We start from the raw sequence: 25683 nt of genomic DNA, 5'->3' as shown, positions 1-25683 counted from the left end.
ACGCTCACTTCCCTGGCCCATGCGAGGCGGCCAAACTTGCCATGGAAAAGCCGCGTCGGATCGCTTATTTTATAGGCAGAACAATTCCTTGGCCTGATGGAAACCAAACTCAAAATGCAGCAACCGCTCGTCGCCGTCTCAACCGACGTCCGCCAGTTCGACAACTACACTTGGCACGCCGCGCCCCAGCAGTATCTGGAAGCGGCTGCGGCCGGCGCCGGCGTGTTCCCGCTGCTGGTGCCGTCCTTCGGGGACCGGCTCGACCTCGACGAATTGCTGTCGGCAGTCGACGGCGTCATGCTGACGGGTTCGAAATCCAATGTGCATCCTTCGCTTTATGACGGCGACCCGAGCGAGGCCAACGGTCCCTACGATCAGGCGCGCGATGCCACGACGCTGCCGCTGATCCGCAAGGCGCTCGAGCGCGGCGTGCCGGTGCTTGCGATCTGCCGTGGCATCCAGGAGCTGAACGTGGCGCTGGGCGGCACGCTCGGCACCGAGATCCAGGAGCGCGAAGGCTCGCTCGACCATCGCGCGCCGGTGAGCGACAATCAGGACGAGCGCTTCGCCATCCATCAGACGGTCTCGATCAAGCCGGGCAGCTGCTTAGCCAGCGTGTTCGGCGCCGGCGACATCAAGGTCAACTCCTTGCATCGGCAAGGGATCGACCGGCTCGGCTCGAAACTGCAAATCGAGGCATTGGCCACCGACGGCACGATCGAAGCGGTTTCCGTCAAGGACGCGCGGGCCTTCGCGGTCGGCGTGCAATGGCACCCCGAATACTGGGTGAAGTCGGACAGCAATTCCGCCAAGATCTTCAAGGCCTTCGGAGATGCCGTGCGGCTGCACGCGGCGGCAAAAGCAGGCGCGCGCGCCGCGGCGGAGTAGATATCGATGTAGCCGCCGCTTGGTGCGAAATTCCGCGATCAGAACTTGTAGCTGACGCCGAAGCGGACAGATTGCGTCGTCACGTGAGTCGGGTAAAGCCACGAGCTATCGGTCGCTGGATTGTCGGTGAACTTCCCGAAATCAGCGTAGCGGTACTCGACGCGGGTGGTCCAATTTTGCGCGAAGGCATATTCAACACCTGCGCCCAACGTCCACCCTGCCTTTGTGTGGGATGAACTATCCGTCGTCGGGCCTTCTTCATAGTGGGTTTTGAAATGAGCAACCGCGAGACCGCCGGTTGCGTACAGCAATGCCGGTCCCATCGCATAGCCCAAGCGGGCTCGAAGCGAACCCTGGACATCGATCTTGGTGTCGATCGTGCCGGCAAACGCCGAATCGACTGAACCGCTCATTCCGGAGGCTTCGATGTCGGCTTCGCCGCCGAGAACGAACGAACCGTAAGCTTGGTTGTAGCCAAGATGGATACCGCCGAGCACTCCGTTGGATTTCCAGGAGTCGGCCCAATCCGAATTGCCACTCGATATCGACTGATCATGGCTATCGACGTGGCCCCAACCATAGCCTAGTTGGACGCCAACATAGGCGCCGCTCCAGTCATAGATCGCCGGAGCGGCGGAAAGCGCATCCGCGGCAAAAGCGCTACCCGGAAGGGCAGCAAGAATAGCAGAAGCCAACAAAATCGATTTCATGGACCCACCCCGTGTTTCGCGGCAGTGTAGACCGCTTCGATTGCAGCGCAATATAGCCGGGCATCCGGAAGATGCTTTCTTATCTGAAGTTGCACAAAAACCACGCTGGCTCCCGTCTGGTGGCCGGTGGACGCCAATGACACCCGGCAGAGCCAGCCCGTAACCAGCTTCATGCCGCTTCTCCACACTCGATCATGTATGGAGAATGATTTCAAAGCCTTAAGCGGGAGATAATGGGCCGGCTAAAGCATTAACAAATGTGGCGAAGCGCCCGGAACGGTTGAACGTTCCATAGGCTGCGAAAGCCCCCTCAGACGTCCCTGGAATTGTTTTACCCGCGCGCCTTGACGTTGATCGTCTCCGGCACGGGCGTCAGCGGCCGGCGCTCGGTGAACCAGGCGACGAGATTGTCGACGCAAAGATCCGCCATGGCGCGGCGGGTGTGGACGGACGCCGAGCCGACATGCGGCAGAAGCGAGGCATTGGCAGCGTCGAGCAGGGCCCCTGGCACGTTCGGTTCGTCGGCAAAGACGTCGAGCCCCGCGGCGGCGATGGTACCGCTCTTCAGGGCGGCGGCCAGCGCTGTCTCGTCCACTGCCGAGCCGCGGCCGATATTGACGAAGACGCCGTTCGAACCCAGCGCCGACAAGATTTCGGCATTGACCGCTTTCTCCGTGGAGGCGCCACCCGGCGCGATGCAGATCAGCGTGTCGACGGCCTCGGCAAGGCCTTTCAAAGTGGCATGATAGTCGTAAGCCAAGCCTTCCACCTTGCGGCGATTGTGGTAAGCGATCGGCAGGCCGAAGGCTTCAAGGCGGCGGGCGACGGCGCGGCCGATGCGGCCCATGCCGAAAATGCCGACGCTGCGGCCGCGCAAGGTAAGCCGGCTCAGGCGATAATTGCCCTTCTTCACCCAGTCGCCGTCGCGCAGCCACTTCTCGGCGGCGTAGAGCTCGCGCACGGTGTTGATCAACAGGCCGATGGCGGTGTCGGCGACCTCCTCGGTCAGGACGTCGGGCGTGTTGGTGACCATGACGCCGCGCTTGGCCGCGTGATTGGCATCCACCGAATCATAGCCGACGCCGAAACTGGCGATGATCTCAAGGTTGGGCAGCGCGTCGATGATCGCCGCGTTGATGCCCGCATAGGAGGCGATGCCGCGCACGGTGGCGCGCATCTCTTCCGTGACCAGCGAAGGGTCGGCGCGTTCGATGCGCACAAGCTTGAACGCCCTGTCTAGGCGGCTGACGGCATGGTCGTTGAAATCGCCAGGCACCAGAATGGCGACCGGCAATTTTCCTTCTGCAATGGTCATGCACGCTCCACCGGCTTGCCGGTCGACTGCCGCACATGCAGTTCCGGCTTGATCAGTTCCTGTGATGGCCGCACCGCCTGCCCGTTCAATTTGTCGAGCAAGGCGCTGGCGGCGCGGCGGCCGACCTCGCGCTGGCCGTTCCAGACCGTGGTCAGGGCCGGCGTTGCGATTGCCGCCTCCTCGAGATCGTCATAGCCGGTGACCGAGATATCGACGCCGGGCACGAGGCCTGCCCGCGCGATGCCGTTCATCAACCCGATCGCGACCAGATCGTTCCAGCAGCAGGCGGCGGTCGGCTTGTCCTTCAGCGCCAGAAACTGTCCCGCGGCTTCGAAGCCGGCCTGCTTGGTGCGGGGACCGGGAATGCGCCAGGACGGCTTCACATCCAGGCCGGCCGCCTCCATGGCGTTGAGATAGCCCTGGTAACGGTCGCGGCCAGTCGAGGTCTGGTCGGTGCCGCCGACCATGGCGATGCGCTTATGGCCGAGCGAGATCAGATGATTGGTGGCAAGTGCGGTGCCATAGGCGTCGTCGCCACGGAACACCGGCACGTCGGCGCCGGCGACGCTGCGCGCGATCAACACCGCCGGCAGGCCGTTTTCCTCGGCCATGATGATGTCCTCGGCCGGCGTGCCTATGGCCGGCGACATGATGACGCCGTCGGCGCCGAGCTGCAGCAGCGTGTCGATGAAGGTACGCTGCTTTTCCAGCTGGTCGTAATGATTGGACAGGATGAAGGTCTGGCGGCTGCGGTCGAGCTCGCTTTCGATCGAGCGCAGGATCTCGGCGAAGAACGGGTTCATGATGTCGTGCACGACGACGCCGACGATGCCGGAGCGCGAGGTGCGCAGCGAGGCGGCGCGACGATTGTAGATATAGCCGATGGCCCGCGCGTGCTCCTTGATGCGCTCCCGCGTGGCGCCAGCCACCAGCGGGCTGTCGCGCAGCGCCAGCGATACCGTTGCCGTGGAGACGCCGAGCGCATCCGCGATCGTCGAAAGCTTGATCTTCTGTGCCAGTGCCCTTCGCTCCCCAGGGTCTTCGGATCTACGTCTTTAAATTTTTTAAAACGGCCTTATGCCACCGGACTCGGAGCAAATCAAAGTTTTTTCGCCAGCGCCTCGGCCTCGGTGTCGAGCGAGGCGGAGTTGCGCACGCGTAGCCGATGCTCGCGATGGATGATGTAGAGGCCGCTGGCAACGATGATGGCAGCACCCAATAAGGTCCAGCGGTCCGGGAACTGGTGGAAGATCAGCCAGCCTGCGATGATCATCCACACCATCTGCGAATAAGGGAAAGGCGCCAGCTGCGTGGTGGTCGCCAGGCGATAGGCCCGGACCAGCAGATAGTGGCCGCCGGCGCCGAAGACGCCCAGCATCAGGACGATGAACCATTGAAAGCCGCCGTGCGGCAGCGTGGGCGCGAAGGCAAGCATCGGGGCCAGCAGCACCGACGGCGCCAGCGCCGAGAACAATATCAGGCTCTCGGATGTTTCGGTCGAGGACATGCGCCGCGTCATGATGACATAGAAGCTGTTCGACAGCATCGAGCACAACGCGAAGAGATGGCCAATGCCGAACACGCCGACGCCGGGCCTGGTGATGATCAGGACACCGACAAAGCCGGTGAGGATCGCCAGCCAGCGCCGCCAGCCGGCCCATTCGCCGAGCAGCGGGCCGGCAAGGGCGGTGATGACCATCGGGCCGAAGAAATAGATCGACGTCGTCTCGGCCAGCTGCAGCGTCTTCAGCGCCAGGATGTTGAACATGGTCGAGCCGAAAAGCATGCAGCCGCGCAATATATGCGCAGGCAGGTTGTTGGCGCGAAAGCGCGCCGGCTCGCGCCAGCCGCGCAGGAAGACGCCGACGAGCAAGACGTGGACGGTGAAGCGGGCCCAGGCGACGATCAGTGCCGATACGCCGGCCAGCACCAGATATTTGCTGGAGGTGTCGAGAAAGGTGAAGCAGACATAGACGCAAAGCATCAAAAGCATCGCCGCGGGCGGCGTTGCGCTGTCGTCGTTGTTTTTGGGAATGCTCAAAGTCGGGCCGAAGGGAGGATAGACGTCCCCTTCTGCGGCAATCGCCGCTGGCCGGCAAGCCAAAAGCGACTGGCCCAACAAGCGCTTTGGACAGGCTTAGAGCGCATCGCCGTCGGCGATTGGCTTGAACGGTTCTCGCGGTTCGTCATCCACGGGCGGAGCAAGGAGCGAAGCGACGCGCGCAGACCCGAGGATCCATGCCGTTACATCGACGCTCCAGCCACGGTGCAAAATTCTGCTCCGTTGCGAACCTCGGCGAAGGTCACGGCATGGATCCTTGGGTCTTCGCTCCGCTTCGCGTCGCTACGCCCAAGGATGACGAAGTTGGCGAGGTCGCTGCTAATCCCGAACGTTCAAGACGGTATAAAAATCAGCCATGCATGCGGGCGCCCTTGGTGATCTTGTCGACCAGCTTCTTCTCGCCGCGCAGGGCGATGCCGACGATCTTGGCATCGTCCAGCGCGAATTCGGCGAACACGGCGCGGTTGGCGGCATCGTGGCCGGTCGAAAACATCTCCTCGACATAGGCGGATGTCGTCACGCCGCGCTCCAATGACCGGCGGTGGATCGTGCCCAGCGTCGCCGCGTCGGCCGACAGGACGATGACCGGCTGGACCGACATCGGGTTGTAGAGGTTGCCGGCACGGTCGCGATACGGCTCGCCGATGATCTCGGGGAATTGCGCGACGATGCCGCTGGTGAGGAAGGCGGTGACGTTGAGCTTCTGCCAGACCGGCAGATCCTCTCTGAGAACAATTGCAATTTTCGTATCGAACACCAAGATTGAGACTCCGGGATGGCCCGTGACGGGCGGAACAGGGCGATGGCGCAGGCTCTAGGCGCAGAAGCGAAGCAAGGTCTTGAACGTTCGTGCGCGGACGCGGCCAATGGCGATCGCATCGTTTCGGCGCCGGGCGGACTGGGCCTCGAACGCATCGAGGCGCGTTTCCACGGCAACGCCTTCGAGCCGCACCGGCATGACACCTATGCCATCGGCGTGACATTGCACGGCGTGCAGCGCTTTCATTATCGCGGCGCGCTGCAACATAGCCTGCCCGGCCAGGCGATCGTGCTGCACCCGGACGAATTACATGATGGCGGCGCCGGCACGGAAGACGGGCTGCGCTACCGGATCCTCTATCTGGAGCCGTCCCTGCTGCTCGACAGCCTCGATGGCGGGCCGCTGCCTTTCGTGCCTGACGCGGTGGTAAGCGATCCAGCGCTGCGAGACACGCTGCTCTCGGCGCTGGCGCCGCTGGACGAAGAACTTGGCGACCTGTTCGTGGCGGATTTCGTCGCGCAACTGGCGCAGCATCTGAGGCGCTACGCCGGAAAGCCGGCAAAGTCGACGGGCAAGACCGCGTGGCGCGCGGCGACACTTGCGCGCGACTATCTTGCGGAGAATGCCGAACGGCCGGTGCGCTCCGATGAGCTCGAGGCCGTTACCGGCCTCGACCGCTATCAGTTATCACGGCATTTTCGCGCTACTTATTCGACCAGCCCGCACCGCTTCCTGTTGATGCGCCGGCTGCAAAGAGCGCGGCGCATGATCGCCGAGGGAGAACCGCTGGCGGAGATCGCCGCCGGCGCCGGCTTCAGCGACCAGAGCCATTTCAACCGGCATTTCAAGAAGGCGTTCGGCCTGACGCCGGGGCGTTGGGCGGCGCTGGTGAGGCGCGACGTGTAGCGTCGTCGCTTAAGGGCGAGGCGTCCGGTGATGGCCTTCAGGCGCGACGCGCAGCGTCGTCGCCCTTTTCAGCTAAAATTCTTGGTCGGTTCGTGAAGCGACGATGCTGCGCATCGCGCTTGGGTCGCTCGAGACGACGCTTACGCGTCGCTCGTTAGCCGAACGTGGCGCGGTTGAGCGATGACGCTGCGCGTCACGCTTCATCCATCTCCGCGTCGTCGTCCATCAGGACCAGGTCTTCGTTCGACAGGTTCGCCTCGATACGGGCGAGCAGCTTGAACAGCGCCTTCTGGTCCTTTTTGTCGAGGCCTTTCAGCGCCTGCTTCTCGGTCTTCTTGACCGACTTCTCGATGGCGCGGATGGTTTCGCGGCCGGACTCGGTGAGGAAGATATGGGCCTGGCGGGCATCTGCGTTGGAGGCCCGCTTTTCGAGGAAACCCTGCGCCTGCAGCCGGTTGATGGTCTTGGTGATGGTCGGCGGCCGCACGCCGAGCTTGCCGGCGAGATTGCCAGGGGTCTGGCCGTCCTCGCGGTCAAGCGCCAGCATGATCTGGTCCTGGCCGGCGTAGAAACCATGGGCCAGAAGCCGCGCCGCGAGCGCCGTGCGCGCCAGCCTCGCCGCCGAATGCAGCCGGCTCATTGTCGCTGTCTTGTCCGCCTTGGCCATGGCCATTCCCTCTTCGGCCCAACCGGCGCGGCCAGCATAGAGGCTGTCCGACGATTGGCAAATGACGATCTCTAAGAAACCGGCTTGCGGAACGCTTTGCCGGCAAGCATTGCGGTGCCCGCGCAGGTGATGCCAGATGTTTATTTCAGTTAGATGACAAACGACTTTTGAGGAGCGGAGATTCACAGCGGCAACGGGGGATGGCCATTGGGAGCGCATGCGGCTCCCCGTTTGGTCGGCCTCGACCGCCACCAAATCCCTCCTCGCCGCCATCCCCGTCGGAGGGTCCGCCTGGCCCATCGGTTTGACGCGTGCAAAAGCGCGACGCCCATCCTATATGAGGCCGACAATCCAGATTTTTCGACCAAGATTTCGAGGCAAGCCATGAGCGATGCACAGACGCAAATCCCCGTAACCGTTCTCACCGGCTATCTCGGCGCGGGCAAGACGACGCTGCTCAACCGCATCCTGTCGGAGAACCACGGCAAGCGCTATGCCGTCATCGTCAACGAGTTCGGCGAGATCGGCATCGACAACGACCTGATCGTGGAATCCGACGAGGAAATCTACGAGATGAACAATGGCTGCGTGTGCTGCACGGTGCGCGGCGACCTGATCCGGGTCGTCGAGGGCCTGATGCGCCGGCCCGGCCGCTTCGACGCCATCGTCGTCGAGACCACCGGCCTCGCCGACCCGGTGCCGGTGGCGCAGACCTTCTTCATGGATGACGACGTGCGCACCAAGACCAAGCTCGACGCAGTGGTGGCGCTGGTCGACGCCAAGCACCTGCCGCTGCGCTTGAAGGATTCCAAGGAGGCCGAGGACCAGATCGCCTTCGCCGACGTGGTGGTGCTGAACAAGACCGATCTCGTCACGCCGGAAGAACTGGAAAAGGTCGAGGCGACGATCCGCGCCATCAACCCGGCGGCAAAGATCCATCGTACGCAGCGGTCCGGCGTGGCGCTCGACGAAGTGCTCGACCGCGGCGCCTTCGACCTGTCGCGCGCGCTGGAGAACGATCCGCACTTCCTCGAGGCGCATGACCACGATCACGACCATGAATGCGGCCCGGACTGCGACCACGACCACCATCATCATGACGGCCACGATCACCATCACCACCATGCTTCCGACATCCATGACGTGACGGTGAAGTCGGTGTCGCTGCGCGGCGGCGAGATGGACCCCAAGAAGTTCTTCCCCTGGATCGAGAAGGTGACCCAGATGGAAGGGCCGAACATCCTGCGGCTGAAGGGCATCATCGCGCTCAAGGGCGACGAGGACCGCTACGTGCTGCAGGGCGTGCACATGATCCTCGAGGGCGACCACCAGCGCGCCTGGAAGGACGGCGAGAAGCATGAGAGCCGGCTCGTGTTCATCGGCCGCGATCTCGACGCCGAGCGGCTCAGGAAGAGTTTTGAAGCCTGCCAGGCGGCTTGATTTCCTGACCTTCAGGCGCTAGCGCTGCCCGTTCTTCGCTTCTCCCCTTGTGGGAGAAGGTGGCCCCGCGAAGCGAGGTCGGATGAGGGGTGCTCCAGCTTGGCAATGCCGGCGATCCGTCCAACACCCCTCATCCGTCTTGGCGCTGCGCGCCAATCCACCTTCTCCCGCAAGGGGAAAAGGCAAGGCCGCACCTAGCCGCACCGGCTTCGTGCACAGAAGCCCGAATGGACCATTCGTATGCCCACAGTCGCCCCGCTTGATCTTGAAGGCCATTGCGTCGCCGCCGTCTTCCTCAACGACGTGCCGCATTTCGCTCTGGCCGACGGCGCGATCCATCGCCTGGACAATGGGCAGAAGACGGTGCAGGCCAATGACGGTCTGCTTGCCGCCTTTCATGATGCGGCCAACGACCGGCTGATCACCGGCGGCGAGGACGGCAAGGTATTTGCCGTGAAGGCCGGCGGCGAGATGAGCGAACTCGCAAGCGCTGGAAAAAAATGGATCACCAGCGTCGCCGCAGGTCCGCAGGGCGCGATCGCCTATGCTTCCGGCAAGACCGCCTTTGTGCGTTTCGCCGACGGCAAGATCAAGGAATTCACCCACCCGCGCTCGGTGGAAGGACTAGCCTTCTCGCCCAAGGGCATGCGTTTTGCCGTCGCCCGTTACAATGGCGCGACGCTGCATTTTCCAGCGGCTGAGGGCAAGCCGGTGGAGCTCGAATGGGCCGGCGCCCATACCGGCATCACCTTTTCACCGGACGGCGCCTTCCTCATCACCACCATGCAGGAAAACGCGCTGCATGGCTGGAAACTCGCCGACGGCAAGCACATGCGCATGTCAGGCTATCCCGGCAAGGTGAAGAGCCTGTCGTGGAGCGTCAAGGGCAAATGGCTGGCGAGCTCCGGCGCGCCGGCGGCGATCGTCTGGCCGTTTCAAGCCAAGGACGGGCCAATGGGCAAGGCGCCGCTGGAACTCGGCACGCGCGGCAACACGATGGTGACCTGCGTCGCCTGCCATCCGAGCCAGGACGTCGTGGCCATCGGCTACGAGGATGGCATGGTGATCGCGGCGCGCTTCGCCGACGCCAAGGAGGTGCTGCTGCGCCGCCCCGGCAAGGGCGCCATCACCGCCATGATGTGGGACAAAGAAGAGCGCCGCATCGTCTTCGGAAGTGCTGCCGGGGACTGCGGCGTGATTGACATCACCGCCTGACTATTCCGCGCCGCAGGACACATCGCCCTTGAACTCGACGGGATCGCTGCTCACGCCGGCCGTGCCGTCATAGACCGCGAGCGTGTAGCGCCCGTCATAAGTGCTTTCGTCGCTGGCCTTGGTCAGGATCGTCAGCTCCACCGAGCGGTAGGTGTCCTTGGCTTCGTGCTCTCGATAAACGAGCAGCCGCAACTCCTCGCCGTCGAGCCAGTATTGCGTAAGGTTCTGGTCCTCGAACACCGTCTTGCGCAGGCTGTCGGTGGCGGGACGGGCCTTGATCTCCAAGTCGCCGCGGAAATTGAAGGTCGGCCCGCCCAGGCCACGGGTCACGCCGGCGTCGAGATGGAAGGCGACCTTGGCGTCATCGACCGAGCACCAGAGGGCGCCGGAGGCGAAACCGCCATTCACTGACGCAAGAAGCACTGCCACGCAAAGAACTGTCCGCATTTCCCCCTCCTCCATGCCCGCCCACAATGAGGCCCCGGCGGCCGCGCCGGGTCAAGAGCGCTGAGCCAACGCCCGTCCCATGCGCGGCCAATTGCAGTTTTGCCAAGCCATGGGCAGAGTGCCGCGCGAAACACGGGGGTTTTCATGCAAGCATCGAATCCAGGAACTTCCATCGGCGGCATCGACATCGCCCGTATCGCCGAATTGCGCGAGATGGAAGCGGCCGCCTTCCGCAAGGCGCGGCCGAAATCCGAGGCCAAGCTTGGCAACGGCATCGCCGGCTTCCTGGGCGGCGTGCCGATGCATTGGATGACCGACTGGCCGACGCCATTCCCGATCCTGGTCGACGGCGCGAAGGGTGCCACCATCACCGATAACGACGGCAACAGGCTCGACGATTTCTGCCTCGGCGACACCGGCTCGATGCTCGGCCATTCGCCGCCGGCGGTCGCCCGCGCGATCCGCCGGCAGGCGGCCCGGGGCCTGACCTATATGCTGCCCAGCGAGGACGCGCTGGCGATCGGCCCGCTCCTGCAGCAGCGCTTCGGCCTGCCCTACTGGCAGATCGCCACCACCGCCACCGACGCCAACCGCTTCGCGCTGCGCGTCGCCCGCGCCGTGACGGGCCGTGAAAAGATCCTGGTCTTCAACGGCTGCTATCACGGTTCAGTCGACGAGACGATGGTGCGGCTGATCGACGGCAAGCCGGTGAACCGGCCTGGTTTGGCCGGCGAATTCCGCGATCTCACGCGGGCGACCAAGATCGTCGAGTTCAACGATGTTGCCGCTTTGGAAGCAGCGCTCGCGGACCGCGACGTAGCCTGCGTCATCACCGAGCCGGTGCTGACCAATTCCTGCATGGTGCTGCCGGATGCCGGCTTCCATGACGCGCTGCGGCGGCTGACCCGCGCGGCCGGCACGCTGCTCCTGATCGACGAAACCCACACCATCTCCACCGGCCCCGGCGGCTATACGCGCAAGTACGGGCTGGAGCCAGACCTGTTCGTGCTCGGCAAGCCGGTGGCCGGCGGCGTGCCGGCGAGCATCTGGGGGATGAGCGAGGAGGTCGCCACGTGTTACGCCGCCTATAACCGGACCAAGGAGCCCGGCTATTCCGGCATGGGCACGACGTTGTCGGCCAACCCGCTGCAGTTCGCGGCAATGCGCGCGACGCTAGAGGAGGTGATGACGGAGCAAGCCTACGCGCATATGGACCGGCTGGCGCGCCGGCTCGATGCGGGGCTGACCGCCGTCATCCAGCGAAACAAGCTGCCCTGGCATGTCGCGCGGGTCGGCGCGCGCGTCGAATTCATCTGCGTGCCCGGACCGCTGCATAATGGCGCCGAGGCCGAGAAGGCGCATGCGCCGGAGCTCGAAGCCGCCATCCATGTCGCGCTGGTCAATCGCGGCGTGCTGATCGCGCCGTTCCACAACATGATGCTGATCTCGCCGGTGACGTCTTCAGCGCAAGTGAGCCGGCTGATCGCCGCCTTCGCCGCGGTTGCGGCCAGGCTTACGGCGTGAGAAAAGCGGCCATGGACAATCCGAACGCCGTAACAACATCGCCTTCCGGGTCGACGCCCGCCGAGGCGAAAGCCTTTCTCGACGCGCATCCGGAGATCGAGGCGTTCGACATCGTGCTGACCGACGCCAACGGTATCGGCCGCGGCAAGATCGTGCGCCGCCATGAGCTGATGGGGATTTTCGAGAACGGAAGGCACCTGCCTATCTCGATCCTCGGCCTCGACATCACCGGCGAGGACGTGCACGAAACCGGACTGGTGTGGGATACAGGCGACGGCGACCTCAGGGCGTGGCCGATCCCGGGCACGCTGGTGCCGCTCTACGGCACCAATCCGGCGCGCGGCCAGGTGCTGATGTCGATGTACCATCTCGACGGCCAGCCGATGACCTCCGACCCACGGCTGGTGCTGGCAAGGCAGGTGGAATTGCTGGCGGCGCGCGGCCTGCATCCTGCTGGCGCTTTCGAGCTGGAGTTCTTCCTGCTGTCCAACGAGCGCGACGCGGATGGCAAGGTGCAGCCTGCCCGCGCGGTGCTCGACGGCCGTCGTTCGGCGAAGACCGAGGTCTATTCCGTCGACCATCTGCATGGCATGGAGCCGCTGTTTTCCGACATCTACGCCGCGGCCAAGGCGCAGGGCATTCCGGCCGAGACGGTCATTTCCGAATACGCGCCCGGCCAGTACGAGCTGACGCTCAACTACCGCAAGGACGTGATGCGGGCAGCCGACGATCTCGTCATGCTGAAGCGGCTTGTCAGGGCGCAGGCGCGGCGGCACGGCGTCACCGCCTGCTTCATGGCCAAGCCCATCGAGGCCTATGCGGGTTCGGGCATGCATTTCCATGTCTCGCTGCAGGACGATGACGGCCGTAACGTCTTCACCGAGGCCGCCGGCGAGAAATGGTCGCCCAAGCTGCTCAACGCGCTTGGCGGCCTGATCCACACCATGGCGGAATCGATGCTGGTGTTCGCGCCGCACGCCAATTCATGGCGGCGCTTCGTCTCGCAATCCTACGCGCCGGTGGCGCCGACATGGGGCGTCAACAACCGCTCGGTGGCGCTGCGCGTGCCGGCGGGCGACGCCAGGAACCGCCGCGTCGAGCACCGGCCGTCCGGCGTCGACGCCAATCCCTATCTGGTGGCGGCGACAGTGCTGGCCGGCATCGTCAAAGGGCTCGATGAAGGGCTGGATCCGGGGCCAGAGACCACAGGGAACGGTTACGAGCAGCCGAGCGAAAGATCGACCATGCCGGCCGACTGGCGCGCCGCGATCGAGGCGGCCAGGGGCTCCGATTTCCTGAAATCGGGGCTGGGCCCAGACCTGCACCGGACCTTCGTGGCGATCAAGCAGGCCGAATATCTGCGCGTCGCGCGCACGGTCAGCGAATTGGACTATCACCTCTATCTGCACGAGGTGTAAGGCGGACGACACGCGCGCGGCGATCACGTTTTGCCGCGGACAATCAAAAGTTATAGCCAATTGCATTTCTGGAACATATCATGAACAAATGGCTGTGCTTTCCGTCCGCGAGAAACTGGCGATCCTGTCCGACGCCGCCAAATACGACGCTTCCTGCGCGTCGTCCGGGTCGGCAAAACGCGACTCGCTGAGATCGGGCGGCATCGGTTCGACCGAGGGTTCCGGCATCTGCCATTCCTACGCGCCGGATGGGCGCTGCATCTCGCTCTTGAAAATCCTGCTCACCAATTTCTGCATCTATGACTGCAGCTATTGCATCAATCGCTCGTCCTCGAATGTGCGGCGCGCTCGCTTCAGCGTCGATGAGGTGGTGAAGCTCACCATGGATTTCTACCGCCGCAACTACATCGAGGGGCTGTTCCTGTCCTCTGGCGTCATTCGCTCGCCGGACGAGACGATGGGCGAGATGGTCGAGGTGGCACGCAGGCTCAGGATCGAGGAAAAGTTCGGCGGCTACATACACCTCAAGACCATCCCCGAAGCGTCTGCCGAACTGATCGAGAAGGCAGGGCTTTATGCCGACCGTTTGTCGATCAATGTCGAGCTGCCGACGGACGAAGGCGTCAAGAAACTGGCGCCGGAAAAGAAACCGGAAACGATCCGGCTTTCGATGGCCAAGCTGCGCCGCAAGATCGAGGAACAGGCCGAGCCCACTTTGCAGAGCCGCAGGCGCGAGCGCTTCGCCCCGGGTGGCCAGTCGACGCAGATGATCGTCGGCGCCGACACGACCTCCGACGACGGCATATTGCGCGCGAGCGCCCGGCTCTATGGCAGCTATCACCTGCGCCGCGTCTACTACTCCGCGTTCAGCCCGATACCCGATTCAACATCTTCGCTGCCCTTGCAGAAACCGCCGCTGATGCGCGAGCACCGGCTCTATCAGGCCGACTGGCTGATGCGCTTCTACGGCTTCTCGCAGCCGGAAATCCTGGCCGGCAGCAATGACGGGATGCTCGACCTTGCCATCGATCCCAAGCTCGCCTGGGCGCTGCGCAATCGGGGCCGATTCCCGGTCGACGTCAACCGCGCCGAGCGAGAGGCGCTGCTGCGCGTTCCCGGGCTCGGCACCAAGGTCATCGACAGGATCGTCGAGACGCGCCGTCACCGCCGGCTGCGGCTCGAGGATGTCGGCCGGCTCTGCCATTCGATCGCCAAGGTGCGGCCCTTCATCGTCGCGGAAGGCTGGTCGCCCGGCGCGCTGACCGACAAGGCCGGCTTGCGCCAGGTGATCACCCGCTCCTGCGAGCAGCTTTCCTTGTTCTGAGCATGGCAAGAACCCAGCTCAACCTCGCTGCTTATGTCGTCCGGCTCGAAAGCCAGACCGATTTCGCCGGCTGGCGCGACGCGGCGCGGCGGCTGGCGACGAACGATATTCCGCCGGAAGATGTCGCGTGGCAGGTCGAGCCAGATCGCGAAGATGGCGCCAGCAATCTGCCGGCGGCACAGGCCGAAGCGCGGCTGGTCGTGCCGCGCGACTTCATCGAGCGCGCCGAGACGGCCATCTGCCATTGCGATCCCGACCGCTTCGGCTTTCTTTACCGGCTGCTCTGGCGATTGCGCTCGGAGCCGAAGCTGCTTTCGATCGCCACCGATCCCGATATCCGGCGGCTGGAGGCGATGGAGAAGGCCGTGCACCGCGACATCCACAAGATGCGCGCCTTCGTGCGCTTCCGAAAAATCGGCGAAGGCGCCGACGAGCGCTATGTCGCGTGGTTCGAGCCCGACCATTACATCGTCGAGCGCAATGCCGATTTCTTCGTGCGTCGTTTCACTGGCATGCGCTGGACGATCCTGACCCCGCATGCCTCGGCCGACTGGGACGGCGAGAGGCTGGCGATGGGGCCGGGTGCGGCCAAGCGCGACGCGCCGGCGGAAGACGATGCCGAGGCGTTGTGGCGGACCTATTTCGAAAACATCTTCAACCCGGCCCGCCTCAAGGTGAAGGCGATGCAGAAGGAGATGCCGAAGAAATATTGGCGGAACCTTCCCGAGGCCTCGCTCATTCCAGATTTGATAGCAGGAGCGGACAAAGCCGCGTCAGACATGATCGCCCGGATGCCAACCAGCCCAGCACCGCATCATGCCAAGGTGAAGGCCAAGCACTGGCCCACGCCCGAGCCGTCCGATGTGGCGGCGCCTGAGGCCGACGATATTCCGGAGCTGCGCGAGGAGGCGAAAGGCTGCCGCCGCTGCCCGTTGTGGCGCGATGCGACGCAGACCGTCTTCGGCGAAGGGCCAGAAAATGCCGACGTGATCTTCGTCGGCGAGCAGCCCGGCGACCAAGAGGATCTGGCCGGCAAGCCGTTCGTCGGGCCGGCGGGCAAGGTGTTCGACAGCATCCTGGACGACGCCGCGATCGATCGCCACAAGGTCTATGTGACCAATGCGGTGAAACACTTCAAATTCGAGCCGCGCGGCAAAAGGCGCATCCACTCCAAGCCCAATGCCGGTGAGATCCAGGCCTGCCGCTGGTGGCTGGACAAGGAGCTTGACCTGGTCAAGCCCAACCTCGTTGTGGCGCTCGGCGCGACGGCGGCGCAATCGCTGCTCGGCAAGGCGGTGCCGATCACCAAGATGCGCGGCGACGTTGTCGAGCGCGAGGATGGCTTGCGGGTGTTCCTGACGATCCACCCCTCCTTCATCCTGCGCATCCGGGAGCAGGAGGACAAGGAGGCCGAGAGGGAGCGGTTCTTGCAGGATATGCGGAAGGTGAGAAAGTTGATGGCTGGTTGATGGGTAGCCCTAGGCGCTTCTCTTCGAACACAAGCAACATCGATTAAGCAGCCACCGTCCGCGCTGCCCCTCATTGCCCTGCCGGGCATTTCTGCCCGTATAGTGACGGGGAGAAAGGGCTGTCACGCAGCGCTTCGCCAATCGCCAGCGTAGCGCGCCCATCGCCTTCTCCCCGTTCACGGGGAGAAGGTGCCCGAAGGGCGGATGAGGGGCGGCGCCGACGCTCATGCAGATGTCACGACGCCGTCGTCTAACGAACCAGGATTGCCCTCAGATCGTTCACGTTCGTCCCCGTCGGCCCCGGCACGAACAAATCTCCAACCGCATCAAATGCCGTCCAGGCGTTGTTGCCGGCGAGCATTGCCTTGGCATCGACGCCTGCCGCCCGCATGCGCGCCACGGTCGAGCCGTCGGCGAAGGCGCCGGCATTGTTCTCCGAGCCGTCTATGCCGTCGGTGTCGGCAGCAAGGGCATGAATGCCCTCGACACCGTCGATGCCGATGGCGAAGGCGAGCAGGAATTCGGAATTGCGGCCGCCCTTCCCCTTGGCCCGCAGCGTCACGGTCGTCTCGCCGCCGGACAGGATCAGCACGGGCTTGGCGAAAGGCCGGTTGCGAGCGGCTACCTCGCGCGCGATCGCGGCGTGGACGCCGCCGACCTGGCGGGCCTCGCCCTCGATCGCATCCGACAGGATGACGGCCTCGATGCCTTGCCGCTTGGCCTCGGCGGCGGCGGCTTCCAGCGACACGCCCGCGGAGGCGGTCAGATGCACTTCATTGCCGGCAAAGCGCGGATCGTCGGGACGCGGGGCATCGGCGTCGGGTGAATTGATATGGGCCATGACCGAGGCCGGCAGCTTCATGCCATAAGCGGCGATCGAGGCCAGGGCATCCTGACGGCTGCCGGTGTCGGGAACGGTCGGCCCCGAGGCGACCAGCGCCGGGTTGTCGCCGGGGATGTCGGAGACGACCAGCGACACGACCCGCGCCGGGTGCGCCGCGGCAGCCAGGCGTCCGCCCTTGATGGTCGAGACATGCTTACGGATGGTGTTCATCGCCGCGATCGGCGCGCCGGAGGCAAGCAGCGCCTCGTTGACGGCGATCTCGTCGGCCAAGGTAAGGCCTGGAGCGGGAGACGGCAGCAGGGCCGAGCCGCCGCCGGAAATCAGCGCCACGACCAGGTCTTCCGAAGTCAGGCCCCGCACCTTCTCGAGCAGCCGGCGCGAGGCCTCCAGGCCGGCGGCATCCGGCACCGGATGCGCCGCCTCGATGATCTCGATGCGCTCACAACTGGCGCCATAGCCGTAGCGGGTGACGACCAGACCATCGATGGGACCGTCCCAGACCTTCTCGAAGGCCGCCGCCATCTGCGCCGAGCCCTTGCCCGCGCCGATAACGACGGTGCGGCCTTTCGGCTTAGCCGGCAAATGATTGCGGATCGTCTTTTCCGGGTCGGCGGCGGCGACGGCAGCGTTAAAGATCGAGGTGAGGAAGGTTTTTGGATCGGTCATTTGTCTTCCGGCGGCAATCTGAGCTTGCTGGCATCGACGCCCAGATGCGCGCAGATCGCATCGACCACGACGCCGTGGTCCTCGCGCTCCGGCAGGCCCGAAACGGCGATGACGCCGATGACCCCGGCGCCCTTGACGGTGACCGGAAAGCCGCCGCCGGCGAGCACATAGTCGGCGATGTCGAGCGCTTCGCCGACCTTGAACGTGCGGTCGGGGCGCTGCTGCTCCAGCACAAGGCGATAGGTGCTTCTGAGATACCGCCTCACGACGTTGATCTTGCGCCGCGCCCAGTCCGGATTGGAGGCGTTGGAGCCCGGCATCGCGGCATAGAAGAGCGGCCGGTCGAAGGTCCTGATGTCGACGATGATCGGCAGGTCTTCCTTCAGCGCCCGATCCCTGATGCCGGAACCGATCTTGAAGGCGACGGCCTCGTCGAAGGCCGGGAAGACCAGCGTGGCTTCCTGTTTCTTGATCAGAGCGATGTCGTCGGCGGTAGCCATGTCTCTTTCTCCGAAAATCGACACCGTCGTTTGTACGACAACCCTTGCCTGGTCAAGCGCCCGTCGCGGACACCCCCTCATCCGGCCGCTTCGCGGCCACCTTCTCCCCGAGGGGAGAAGAGACTGGCGCCAGCGTCGGCTCGCTCCTCTCCCCTCGGGGAGAGGTCGGATTGCCCTTCGCAATTCGGTTGGCAATCCGGTGAGGGGGTCACCCTGCGACAATCGCGCTCTTCGCCGGACGGCCCGCCAGATAGACCTCGCGCACAACTCGATCGTCGCCCAGCGTCTGCAGCAGGAACAGTTCCTCGGCCAGCGTTTCCACCGTCTCCATCCTGAGCCGCATGCCCGGCGTGGCATGAGCATCGAGCACGACGATGTCGGCATCGGTGCCCTCCTCCAGCGTGCCGACCTTGTCGGCCACCGACAGCGCCTCGGCATTGCCGCGCGTCAATTGCCAGAAGGACTGGAACGGGTTCAGCTTCTCGCCGTTCAGCGCGATCACCTTGTAGCCCTCGTCCATGGTGCGCAGCATCGAATAATTGGTGCCGCCACCGACATCGGTCGCGGCCGCAATCCGAAGCGGCTTCTCGCGCAGACGATAGCGCTGGTAGTCGAACAGGCCGGATCCGAGGAAAAGATTGGAGGTCGGGCAGAACACCGCGACCGAACCCGACTGCGACAGCGCATCCGCCTCGCGCTCCGACAAATGGATGCAGTGGCCGAACAGGCTCTTTTTGCCGAGCAGGCCGTAATGCTCATAGACGTCGGTGTAGTCGCGCGACCAGGGGTAAAGCTCCTGGGTGAAGGCGATCTCGGCGTGGTTCTCCGACAGATGCGTCTGCATGTGGAGATCCGGATGCTCGCGGTAGAGCGCGCCGGCCATCTCCATCTGCTCGGGCGTCGAGGTGATGGCGAAGCGCGGCGTGATGGCATAGAGCTGGCGACCCTTGCCGTGCCATTCGGCAATCAGCGCCTTGCTGTCATCGTAACCGGTTTGCGGCGTGTCGAGCACGCCGTCCGGCGCATTGCGGTCCATCATCACCTTGCCGGCGATGTTGAGCATGTTGCGCTCATGCGACTCGGCGAAGAAGGCTTCCGCCGATGATTTGTGCACCGAGCAATAGGCGGCGACCGTCGTCGTGCCGTGGCGCAGCATCTCGTCGAGGAACAGCCGCGCGATGCGGCGGCCATGCTGGGCGTTCTGGAATTTCGACTCTTCGGGAAAGGTGTATTTGTTCAGCCAGTCGAGCAGCTCGGCGCCGTAGGAGGCGATGATTTGCATCTGCGGCACATGCACGTGGGCGTCGAGGAAGCCCGGCAGGATCAGATGCGGGCGATGGTCGATTGTCCCGACGCCTGCATCCGCCTTTTCCTTGACGTCCGCATAGACGCCGGCGGCGACGATCCTGCCATTGTCAATCAGCAGGGCGCCATCCTCCTCGTAGCGCCAGGCGGAATGGTCGTCGATCGTTTCGGGCCAGCGCATGAAGGAGAGCGTACGGCCGCGCAGAATTTTCGCTGTCATGCTTACTTTCCGGCGCCTTCGAACCAGGCGACCAGAAGGGCCCGTTCCTGGTCGGTGATCGGGGTGACGTTGGCGGGCGGCATGGCATGCGCCCGGCCGGCCTGGATGTAGATCTCGCGCGCATGCTCGGCGATGCGCTCGTCGGTGTCGAGCAGCACGCCCTTCGGCGCATGGGAGACGCCTTCATAGACCGGCTCTTCCGTATGGCACATGGAGCAGCGGCCGAGCACGGTGTCGCGCACGGCCGGGAAATGCGCCGAGGCGATATAGACCTGAGCGGCGGCGGAGGCGGCCGAGGTCTTCGGCTCGCCGGTCAGCACCTTCGGGACGGTCGACAGCCAGATGATGATCATGAACAGCACGGCGGCGCCCAGCCAGGTCCAGGTCGGGTTGCCTTTGCGCGCATGGACCGTGTTGAAATAGTGCCGGATCAGCACGCCGATGATGAAGACCAGCGAGGCGATGACCCAGTTGAACTGCGTGCCGAAGGCCAGCGGGTAGTGGTTCGATAGCATCAGGAACAGGACCGGCAAGGTCAGGTAGTTGTTGTGCAGCGAGCGCTGCTTGGCGATCTTGCCGTATTTCGGGTCCGGCTTGCGGCCGGCGATGAGGTCGGCGACGACGATCTTCTGGTTGGGGATGATGACCATGAAGACGTTGGCCGACATGATCGTGGCGGTGATGGCGCCGAGATGCAGGAAGGCGGCGCGGCCGGTGAAGAGATGGGTGAGCCCCCAGGCGATGAACACCAGCACGCAATAGAGCACCAGCATCAGCCCGGTATCGCTTTTGCCGAGCGGCGAGCGGCAGAGCAGATCGTAGACGATCCAGCCGACGCCGATGGTGGCCAGCGACAAGAGGATGCCGACGGGCACCGAGATGTTGAGCACGTTGGGGTCGATCAGGAAGAGATCGGCGCCGGCATAGTAGACCACGCAGAGCATGGCGAAGCCCGACAGCCAGGTGGCGTAGGACTCCCATTTGAACCAGGTGAGGTGCTCCGGCATCTCGGCCGGCGCCACCAGGTATTTCTGGATGTGGTAGAAGCCGCCGCCATGCACCTGCCATTCCTCGCCGAAGGCGCCGGCAGGCAGGCCGGGACGCTGGCGCAGGCCGAGATCGAGGGCGACGAAATAGAAGGACGAGCCGATCCAGGCGATGCCTGTGATGACATGCAGCCAGCGGACGGCGAAGCTCAGCCAATCCCAGAAAATCGCGAAATCCATCATTGCACTCGTCCCTGCCGATGAGAGCGACTTTACGGTGTGCAGCGCAAACGAAAAGAGGCGAGGTGCGCGATGACTTTCAAAAAAAAATGGAAAATACTAGGCTTGCCCCTCATAGCCGTTTGAGAGCCACGCATGGCCTATCTCGACAACATCGCCGTCTTCGTCCGCGTCGTCGAGCTCGGCAATCTGTCGGCGGCGGGGCGTGACATGCGCATTTCTCCGGCCGTCGCCTCCAACCGCATCAAGGAACTGGAAAAGCATCTGGGGGTGCGGCTGTTCAACCGCACGACCCGTCAATTGATGCCGACCGAGCACGGCACGGTGTTCTACACCGGCGCCAAGCAGGTGCTGGATGCCATCACCGAGGCGGAAGCCGCAGTCGCAGCGCTTTCCGGCCAGCCGCGCGGCACGATCAGGGTTACGGCGCCGCTCGGCCTCGGACGGCGGTTGATCGCCTCGGGCATCCCGGATTTCCACGACAAATATCCGGATATCGAGGTGCGGCTGAGGCTCTCCGACCACAATGTCGACATCATGAAGGAAGGTATCGACGTCGCCTTCCGCCTCGGCATCATCGAGGATTCGAGCCTCAGGATGCGCGGCATCATGGAATGCGAACGCGTGCTGGTGGCGGCGCCGAAATATCTGGAGGCGCGCGGCGAACCGGCCGAGCCGCAGGAACTGGTCGGCAGGAAGCACGACTGCCTGATGCTGCGCTATGCCGGCGCGCGCGAATATGTCTGGACGCTGCAGACGCCGAGCGGCCAGCAGAAGTTCGAGGTGCACGGCCCTTACGACACCGACGACGGCGACGTGCTGACCGGCTGGGCGCTGTCGGGGCGCGGCATCATCAACAAGCCGCGTTTCGAGGTGGAACCCTTCATCCGCGACCGCCGGCTGAAGGTGATCCTGCCGCAGACGCCGCCGACGCCGGTGCAGTTCGCCGCCGTCTATCCGCACAAGAAGCTGCAGGACCCGAAGGTGCGGCTGCTGCTCGATTTCATGGCCGAGCGCTGCCAACGGTTGATCAAGGATATTCTTGCGGGGAAGTAGCGGTGGCTTGCCTCGCGGTTGGCCGAAGCCTCCGCGACGTCGTCATCCACGGGCGGAGCGACGCGAAGCGGCGCGCAGACCCGAGGATCCATTCGGTGACCTTGATCGTATGGCGCAGCGGAGCAGAATTCTGCCTCGTTGCGCGGCGCCTCGACGTCACGGCATGGCAACTGTGTTCACGCGAATGCGGTTTTGTCGCGCATGATGGCGTTGAGGACGACCAGGAGCTTCCTTGCGACGGCGATGATGGCGAGTTTCTTGGACCCTGAGCGGGCAGCAAGTGCGGTATAGAAGGTCTTGAAGCGCTCACAGGTTCTGATGGCGGTGAGGGCAGCCATATAGAGGGCGCGGCGCACGCGTGATCGCCCGCCCTGGATCTGGCTCCTGCGGCTGAGCTTGCCGCTCTTGTTGTCGAACGGGGCAAGGCCGGCGAGCGCGGCGATCGCCTTGGGTGAGCGCTGGCCGAGCTCGGGCAGGAGCGCCAGCAAAGAGAGCGCGCCGACATTGGAGACACCGGGCACGGAGACCATCAGCGCGTGGTCGCGAGCGGTGTCCTGGTTTTGACGAATGACTTCGGCAATCTGGCTCTCGAACGCCTTGATACGCGTGTCGAGGAAGGCGATCGTCTCTTCCAGATCGGCAATGACGGCCTCCTCGAAAGCCTCGGCGAGGTGCTTCTTCAGCGCTGCCCGCATCTCGACCAAATGATCGCGGTGGCCGGCAAGCGATTGAAGCCGCTCGACTTCTTCGCTCGGCGCCGGCTCGGCCTCAGGGTTATAGCGACGGCCATAGTCGCTCAGCATCCTGGCATCGAGAGGATCGGTCTTGGCGCGCCGGCGCGTCGACTTCGAATAGTGGTGGGTGTGCGCCGGGTTGTGCCGCGAGAACGGCACGCCGGCCTTGGCCAGCGCATGGCGCAGCAGCCGGTCATGGACACCTGTCGCCTCCATGACGACGAAGTCCCGACTGGGATCAAGGCCTGCCACATAGGCGGCGATCGCATCGGCCTGGTTGTCGATGCGCCGAAGACGGCCGCTTGTCTCATCAAAAAAGTCGAGCCACTGCTTGGAGATGTCGCAGCCGACATAGTTCTGGGCTATCATGTCCACGCCTCTTCCTGTGGTGCGGGGTCTGCTTCGAACAGCCCCGTGCAACTGTTCAGGTTGATGGTTCACCGGTGGGAAGGGACCGGGCCATGCCACGGCCTGTCCGAAAGGACGACCACGATCCACTCGGTCTCCTTCCCACCTCAACCATACACCAGAACCAACACACAGGATCCTAGGGTCTGCGCCGCTGGAACGACCGCGAGGAGCGTTCAGGCTAATCGCCGAAACATGTGGCCGCTAACATGACATTCGGGCCAAGGCCTCTGCCTCGATGCAGTCGAAGGCTGGTCGGCATATGACAGCCTCGTGGCCCACTCGATCCCGTTGCCATGCGCGAAGAGGGGCCTAGGTTGGTGACCAGACGTCTGCCCGATTTCAGGGCAGCCGAAGGGCCGCCACATGCATCTCGCCGTTTCGCTGAACATTGCCGCCCAGGGAAAAAACATCCTGGACTTCGGCCAGATCAGCGCGTTTGTCCGGCAGGCGGAGGCGGCCGGTGTGGATATGGTCATCATTTCTGACGTCGCGGAGGGACCATCGACCAGCCCGTTCGAAGCAACCACGCTGCTGGCGGCGCTGGCCACAGTGACGGAGAGGATTGGCCTCGTCGCCAGCGCCTCGACGCTCGCGCACCAACCCTACAATCTGGCACGCCGGTTTGCTTCGCTCGACATCATCAGCCATGGCCGCGTCGGCTGGAACGCGACACTGAGGCAGAACCCGCGCGAGGCGGCGAATTTCAGCCGCCCGGAAGGTTTCTCCGATGACGATTTTCGCCGTCGCGCGGAGGAATATATCGGCATCGTCCAAGGGTTATGGCGGAGCTGGGACGCCGATGCCTTGCTGTTCGACAAGGCGGGCGGCCGGTTCCACGATCCCGACAGGATGCATATGCTCGACCATAAGGGCGAGTTCTTCGCGGTGCGCGGGCCACTCAATGTCGCGCGTTCGCCTCAGGACACGCCGGTGCTACTCATGTCCGGTTTGAACGAAACCGATCGAGATTTCGCAAGCCGTGGCGCCGACGTCATTCTGATCGCGGAACAGTCGGCCGAGGCTGCCAATGCTGCGACCGCCGACTTGAGACGCCGGGCGCTTGCCGCCGGCTGCAAATCGGAAGCCCCGAAGGTGCTGTTGACGGTCGCGATTGGATCCGAGCCTCCTGTCGACAGGCTTCGAAGCTTGCTGGGCTCGAGCGGCTGCGACGGCTTCAATCTTGTTTTGCCGGCTGATGTCCCGGCACTTCAGAATTTTACCGACCGTGCCTTGCCGGAGCTCCGACGCGATGGCCTCGCCGGCCGGGGCCAGCAGGGCGCGACGCTGCGCGCCAGTCTTGGCCTCGGCACAGGAGGCGCAAAATGACCGCGCGCCGGATGAAGCTCGGCCTGTTCTTGTGGGCGACCGGACACCACATCGCCGCCTGGCGCCATCCGGACGCGCATGTGACGGCCGGTATCGACATCGAGCATTACATTCAACTTGCCCGCACTGCTGAAGCGGCGAAGTTCGACATGGTGTTCTGCGAGGACGCCGCCGGCCTGCGCGAGGCCAATGTCAACATTGCCAGCCAGACGTCACGCTCGATCGGCTTCGAGCCGATCAGCCTTCTTTCAGCCCTGGCCGTCCAGACCGAGCGCATCGGCCTGGTTTCCACGGCATCGACCAGCTACAACGAACCCTATGGGCTGGCGCGAACCTTCGCCTCGCTCGACAATCTGAGCGGCGGGCGGGCCGGCTGGAACCTCGTCACCTCGGCCAGCCCGATCGAAGCGGCGAATTTCGGCGCGACGGGGCTGCGGCCGCATGCCGACCGCTATGCGCGGGCGCGCGAGTTCGCCACGGTGATCACCGGGCTCTGGCACCGCAAGCCGGCCGGCCATGACGGCGAAAGCTTCTCGGTGCGCGACCCGCTCGACATCCCGCCCTCGCCGCAGGGCGCGCCGGTGATGGTGCAGGCCGGAGCATCGGATGACGGCAAGGATCTGGCCGCGCGCACGGCCGATGTCGTGTTCTCGGCCGCGCAGACTTTCGAGGAAGCCAAGGCCTTCTATGACGATCTCAAAGGGCGGCTCGCCGCCTATGGCCGCCAGCCGGACGATGTGAAGATCATGCCCGGAGTGGCGCCGATCGTGGCCGCCACGAAAGCCGAGGCACAGGCGAAATACGATGCACTGCAGGAATTGATCCCCGACGAGGTCGGCGTGGCGCTGCTCTCCAGCTATCTCAGCATTTCCGATCTTGGGCGCTACCCGATCGATGGGCCGCTGCCCGAGCTGCCGGAGAGCGAAGGCATGAAGAGCCGGCAGGCGCTGGTCATCGAACAGGCGCGCCGCGACGGGCTCTCGATCCGCGAGCTGGCGCGATACTTTGCCGGCGCGCGCGGCCATTGGCGGATTGTCGGCACTGCCGAAGAGATCGCCGACGAATTGCAGGAGCGTTTTGAAGGCGGCGCCGCCGACGGTTTCAACGTCATGCCGTCCTGGTTCCCGGGCGAGCTCGACGCCTTTGCAACGCTGGTGGTGCCGGAGTTGCAGCGGCGCGGCCTGTTCCGCAGGGACTATGAAGGCCGCACGCTGCGGGACCATCTCGGCCTCAAGCGGCCGGTCTAAATT

At 64.2% G+C, this 25683-nt stretch carries 23 protein-coding genes; 11 read left to right on the top strand and 12 right to left on the bottom strand.

All coding sequences use genetic code 11. From position 1 onward, the window contains the following. The first annotated feature begins 114 nt into the window (after window positions 1-114). Entirely contained in the window at window positions 115-888 is a 774-nt protein-coding gene (locus EJ068_RS18040) for a gamma-glutamyl-gamma-aminobutyrate hydrolase family protein (protein ID WP_127249718.1), read from the top strand. A 38-nt stretch (window positions 889-926) separates the two neighbouring features. On the opposite strand, the gene EJ068_RS18035 is transcribed toward EJ068_RS18040, so the two are convergent. The 5 genes from EJ068_RS18035 to EJ068_RS18015 all read right to left on the bottom strand — a co-directional run bounded on the left by EJ068_RS18035 (window position 927) and on the right by EJ068_RS18015 (window position 5732). Then, entirely contained in the window at window positions 927-1598 is a 672-nt protein-coding gene (locus EJ068_RS18035) for an outer membrane protein (RefSeq protein WP_127249719.1), read from the bottom strand. A 331-nt stretch (window positions 1599-1929) separates the two neighbouring features. Further along, entirely contained in the window at window positions 1930-2913 is a 984-nt protein-coding gene (locus EJ068_RS18030; RefSeq protein WP_127249720.1) for a 2-hydroxyacid dehydrogenase, read from the bottom strand. Further along, entirely contained in the window at window positions 2910-3932 is a 1023-nt protein-coding gene (locus EJ068_RS18025; protein ID WP_127249721.1) for a LacI family DNA-binding transcriptional regulator, read from the bottom strand. The genes EJ068_RS18030 and EJ068_RS18025 overlap by 4 nt, the downstream gene beginning before the upstream one ends. A gap of 80 nt (window positions 3933-4012) precedes the next feature. Further along, window positions 4013-4897 carry a DMT family transporter gene (locus tag EJ068_RS18020; protein WP_189342073.1) on the bottom strand — a complete coding sequence of 295 codons (885 nt, stop codon included), beginning with the start codon at window positions 4895-4897 and terminating at the stop codon, window positions 4013-4015. Between the two features lie 427 nt (window positions 4898-5324). Continuing rightward, window positions 5325-5732: a DUF2000 family protein gene (locus tag EJ068_RS18015; protein WP_127249723.1), complete on the bottom strand. Its 408-nt coding sequence runs from the start codon at window positions 5730-5732 to the stop codon at window positions 5325-5327. A 45-nt stretch (window positions 5733-5777) separates the two neighbouring features. Here EJ068_RS18015 and EJ068_RS18010 point away from each other — a divergent pair, with 45 nt between their 5' ends. Next, window positions 5778-6641 carry an AraC family transcriptional regulator gene (locus EJ068_RS18010; protein ID WP_127249724.1) on the top strand — a complete coding sequence of 288 codons (864 nt, stop codon included), beginning with the start codon at window positions 5778-5780 and terminating at the stop codon, window positions 6639-6641. Window positions 6642-6834: 193 nt separating this feature from the next. Here EJ068_RS18010 and EJ068_RS18005 read toward each other — a convergent pair whose 3' ends face one another. Continuing rightward, window positions 6835-7308: a MarR family transcriptional regulator gene (locus EJ068_RS18005; RefSeq protein ID WP_112128317.1), complete on the bottom strand. Its 474-nt coding sequence runs from the start codon at window positions 7306-7308 to the stop codon at window positions 6835-6837. A 384-nt stretch (window positions 7309-7692) separates the two neighbouring features. Between EJ068_RS18005 and EJ068_RS18000 the strand changes: the two genes are divergently transcribed. Both EJ068_RS18000 and EJ068_RS17995 read left to right on the top strand, forming a co-directional pair. Continuing rightward, the gene (locus tag EJ068_RS18000; RefSeq protein ID WP_042645191.1) at window positions 7693-8748 is read left to right on the top strand and encodes a GTP-binding protein; all 1056 of its coding nucleotides are present in this window, start codon (window positions 7693-7695) and stop codon (window positions 8746-8748) included. Between the two features lie 240 nt (window positions 8749-8988). Then, complete coding sequence (locus EJ068_RS17995) at window positions 8989-9963, top strand: WD40 repeat domain-containing protein (protein WP_127249725.1); 975 nt, start codon at window positions 8989-8991, stop codon at window positions 9961-9963. On the opposite strand, the gene EJ068_RS17990 is transcribed toward EJ068_RS17995, so the two are convergent. After that, window positions 9964-10410 carry a hypothetical protein gene (locus tag EJ068_RS17990; protein WP_127249726.1) on the bottom strand — a complete coding sequence of 149 codons (447 nt, stop codon included), beginning with the start codon at window positions 10408-10410 and terminating at the stop codon, window positions 9964-9966. 144 nt (window positions 10411-10554) lie between these two features. Between EJ068_RS17990 and EJ068_RS17985 the strand changes: the two genes are divergently transcribed. The 4 genes from EJ068_RS17985 to EJ068_RS17970 all read left to right on the top strand — a co-directional run bounded on the left by EJ068_RS17985 (window position 10555) and on the right by EJ068_RS17970 (window position 16145). Beyond that, entirely contained in the window at window positions 10555-11934 is a 1380-nt protein-coding gene (locus EJ068_RS17985) for an aspartate aminotransferase family protein (RefSeq protein WP_127249727.1), read from the top strand. Window positions 11935-11945: 11 nt separating this feature from the next. Continuing rightward, on the top strand, window positions 11946-13352 hold the full coding sequence (locus tag EJ068_RS17980; RefSeq protein WP_127386496.1) for a glutamine synthetase family protein: 1407 nt from the start codon (window positions 11946-11948) through the stop codon (window positions 13350-13352). A gap of 88 nt (window positions 13353-13440) precedes the next feature. Next, the gene (locus EJ068_RS17975; RefSeq protein WP_127253850.1) at window positions 13441-14676 is read left to right on the top strand and encodes a putative DNA modification/repair radical SAM protein; all 1236 of its coding nucleotides are present in this window, start codon (window positions 13441-13443) and stop codon (window positions 14674-14676) included. A 2-nt stretch (window positions 14677-14678) separates the two neighbouring features. Then, window positions 14679-16145, top strand: a complete 1467-nt coding sequence (locus EJ068_RS17970; protein ID WP_127253851.1) for a UdgX family uracil-DNA binding protein — start codon at window positions 14679-14681, stop codon at window positions 16143-16145. A 250-nt stretch (window positions 16146-16395) separates the two neighbouring features. On the opposite strand, the gene EJ068_RS17965 is transcribed toward EJ068_RS17970, so the two are convergent. From EJ068_RS17965 to EJ068_RS17950, 4 genes are all read right to left on the bottom strand, one after another. Beyond that, complete coding sequence (locus EJ068_RS17965) at window positions 16396-17655, bottom strand: glycerate kinase (protein WP_127253633.1); 1260 nt, start codon at window positions 17653-17655, stop codon at window positions 16396-16398. Then, entirely contained in the window at window positions 17652-18155 is a 504-nt protein-coding gene (locus tag EJ068_RS17960; protein ID WP_127253632.1) for a heme-degrading domain-containing protein, read from the bottom strand. The genes EJ068_RS17965 and EJ068_RS17960 overlap by 4 nt, the downstream gene beginning before the upstream one ends. 208 nt (window positions 18156-18363) lie before the next feature. After that, window positions 18364-19680, bottom strand: a complete 1317-nt coding sequence (guaD, locus tag EJ068_RS17955) for a guanine deaminase (RefSeq protein ID WP_127253631.1) — start codon at window positions 19678-19680, stop codon at window positions 18364-18366. 2 nt (window positions 19681-19682) lie between these two features. Beyond that, entirely contained in the window at window positions 19683-20909 is a 1227-nt protein-coding gene (locus EJ068_RS17950) for a urate hydroxylase PuuD (RefSeq protein ID WP_127253630.1), read from the bottom strand. 132 nt (window positions 20910-21041) lie between these two features. Here EJ068_RS17950 and EJ068_RS17945 point away from each other — a divergent pair, with 132 nt between their 5' ends. Beyond that, window positions 21042-21962 (top strand): LysR family transcriptional regulator, encoded by a 921-nt coding sequence (locus tag EJ068_RS17945; protein WP_126063139.1) that lies wholly within the window; start codon window positions 21042-21044, stop codon window positions 21960-21962. A gap of 176 nt (window positions 21963-22138) precedes the next feature. On the opposite strand, the gene EJ068_RS17940 is transcribed toward EJ068_RS17945, so the two are convergent. After that, window positions 22139-23065 (bottom strand): IS110 family transposase, encoded by a 927-nt coding sequence (locus EJ068_RS17940; protein WP_129554534.1) that lies wholly within the window; start codon window positions 23063-23065, stop codon window positions 22139-22141. 405 nt (window positions 23066-23470) lie between these two features. Between EJ068_RS17940 and EJ068_RS17935 the strand changes: the two genes are divergently transcribed. Together EJ068_RS17935 and EJ068_RS17930 are read left to right on the top strand one after the other, a co-directional pair. Next, the gene (locus EJ068_RS17935; RefSeq protein ID WP_127253788.1) at window positions 23471-24433 is read left to right on the top strand and encodes an LLM class flavin-dependent oxidoreductase; all 963 of its coding nucleotides are present in this window, start codon (window positions 23471-23473) and stop codon (window positions 24431-24433) included. After that, window positions 24430-25680: an LLM class flavin-dependent oxidoreductase gene (locus EJ068_RS17930; RefSeq protein ID WP_127253789.1), complete on the top strand. Its 1251-nt coding sequence runs from the start codon at window positions 24430-24432 to the stop codon at window positions 25678-25680. Before EJ068_RS17935 ends, EJ068_RS17930 begins: the two co-directional genes overlap by 4 nt. Window positions 25681-25683: the final 3 nt, after the last annotated feature.

This window comes from Mesorhizobium sp. M2A.F.Ca.ET.043.02.1.1, assembly GCF_003952405.1.
Classification (GTDB): Bacteria; Pseudomonadota; Alphaproteobacteria; order Rhizobiales; family Rhizobiaceae; genus Mesorhizobium.
This window is presented reverse-complemented; position numbering and strand designations above follow the sequence as displayed.

Bases quoted from the DNA above. Each gene is read 5' to 3' on its own strand.
- EJ068_RS18040 (WP_127249718.1), top strand. From the start codon at position 115: ATGCAGCAACCGCTCGTCGCCGTCTCAACCGACGTCCGCCAGTTCGAC.
- EJ068_RS17985 (WP_127249727.1), top strand. From the start codon at position 10,555: ATGCAAGCATCGAATCCAGGAACTTCCATCGGCGGCATCGACATCGCC.
- EJ068_RS17960 (WP_127253632.1), bottom strand. From the start codon at position 18,155: ATGGCTACCGCCGACGACATCGCTCTGATCAAGAAACAGGAAGCCACG.
- EJ068_RS17930 (WP_127253789.1), top strand. From the start codon at position 24,430: ATGACCGCGCGCCGGATGAAGCTCGGCCTGTTCTTGTGGGCGACCGGA.
- EJ068_RS18020 (WP_189342073.1), bottom strand. From the start codon at position 4,897: ATGCTTTGCGTCTATGTCTGCTTCACCTTTCTCGACACCTCCAGCAAA.
- EJ068_RS17990 (WP_127249726.1), bottom strand. From the start codon at position 10,410: ATGCGGACAGTTCTTTGCGTGGCAGTGCTTCTTGCGTCAGTGAATGGC.
- EJ068_RS17975 (WP_127253850.1), top strand. From the start codon at position 13,441: ATGGCTGTGCTTTCCGTCCGCGAGAAACTGGCGATCCTGTCCGACGCC.
- EJ068_RS17950 (WP_127253630.1), bottom strand. From the start codon at position 20,909: ATGATGGATTTCGCGATTTTCTGGGATTGGCTGAGCTTCGCCGTCCGC.
- guaD (WP_127253631.1), bottom strand. From the start codon at position 19,680: ATGACAGCGAAAATTCTGCGCGGCCGTACGCTCTCCTTCATGCGCTGG.
- EJ068_RS18000 (WP_042645191.1), top strand. From the start codon at position 7,693: ATGAGCGATGCACAGACGCAAATCCCCGTAACCGTTCTCACCGGCTAT.
- EJ068_RS17940 (WP_129554534.1), bottom strand. From the start codon at position 23,065: ATGATAGCCCAGAACTATGTCGGCTGCGACATCTCCAAGCAGTGGCTC.
- EJ068_RS17995 (WP_127249725.1), top strand. From the start codon at position 8,989: ATGCCCACAGTCGCCCCGCTTGATCTTGAAGGCCATTGCGTCGCCGCC.
- EJ068_RS18035 (WP_127249719.1), bottom strand. From the start codon at position 1,598: ATGAAATCGATTTTGTTGGCTTCTGCTATTCTTGCTGCCCTTCCGGGT.
- EJ068_RS18005 (WP_112128317.1), bottom strand. From the start codon at position 7,308: ATGGCCAAGGCGGACAAGACAGCGACAATGAGCCGGCTGCATTCGGCG.
- EJ068_RS18030 (WP_127249720.1), bottom strand. From the start codon at position 2,913: ATGACCATTGCAGAAGGAAAATTGCCGGTCGCCATTCTGGTGCCTGGC.
- EJ068_RS17980 (WP_127386496.1), top strand. From the start codon at position 11,946: ATGGACAATCCGAACGCCGTAACAACATCGCCTTCCGGGTCGACGCCC.
- EJ068_RS18010 (WP_127249724.1), top strand. From the start codon at position 5,778: ATGGCGCAGGCTCTAGGCGCAGAAGCGAAGCAAGGTCTTGAACGTTCG.
- EJ068_RS17965 (WP_127253633.1), bottom strand. From the start codon at position 17,655: ATGACCGATCCAAAAACCTTCCTCACCTCGATCTTTAACGCTGCCGTC.
- EJ068_RS17945 (WP_126063139.1), top strand. From the start codon at position 21,042: ATGGCCTATCTCGACAACATCGCCGTCTTCGTCCGCGTCGTCGAGCTC.
- EJ068_RS17970 (WP_127253851.1), top strand. From the start codon at position 14,679: ATGGCAAGAACCCAGCTCAACCTCGCTGCTTATGTCGTCCGGCTCGAA.
- EJ068_RS17935 (WP_127253788.1), top strand. From the start codon at position 23,471: ATGCATCTCGCCGTTTCGCTGAACATTGCCGCCCAGGGAAAAAACATC.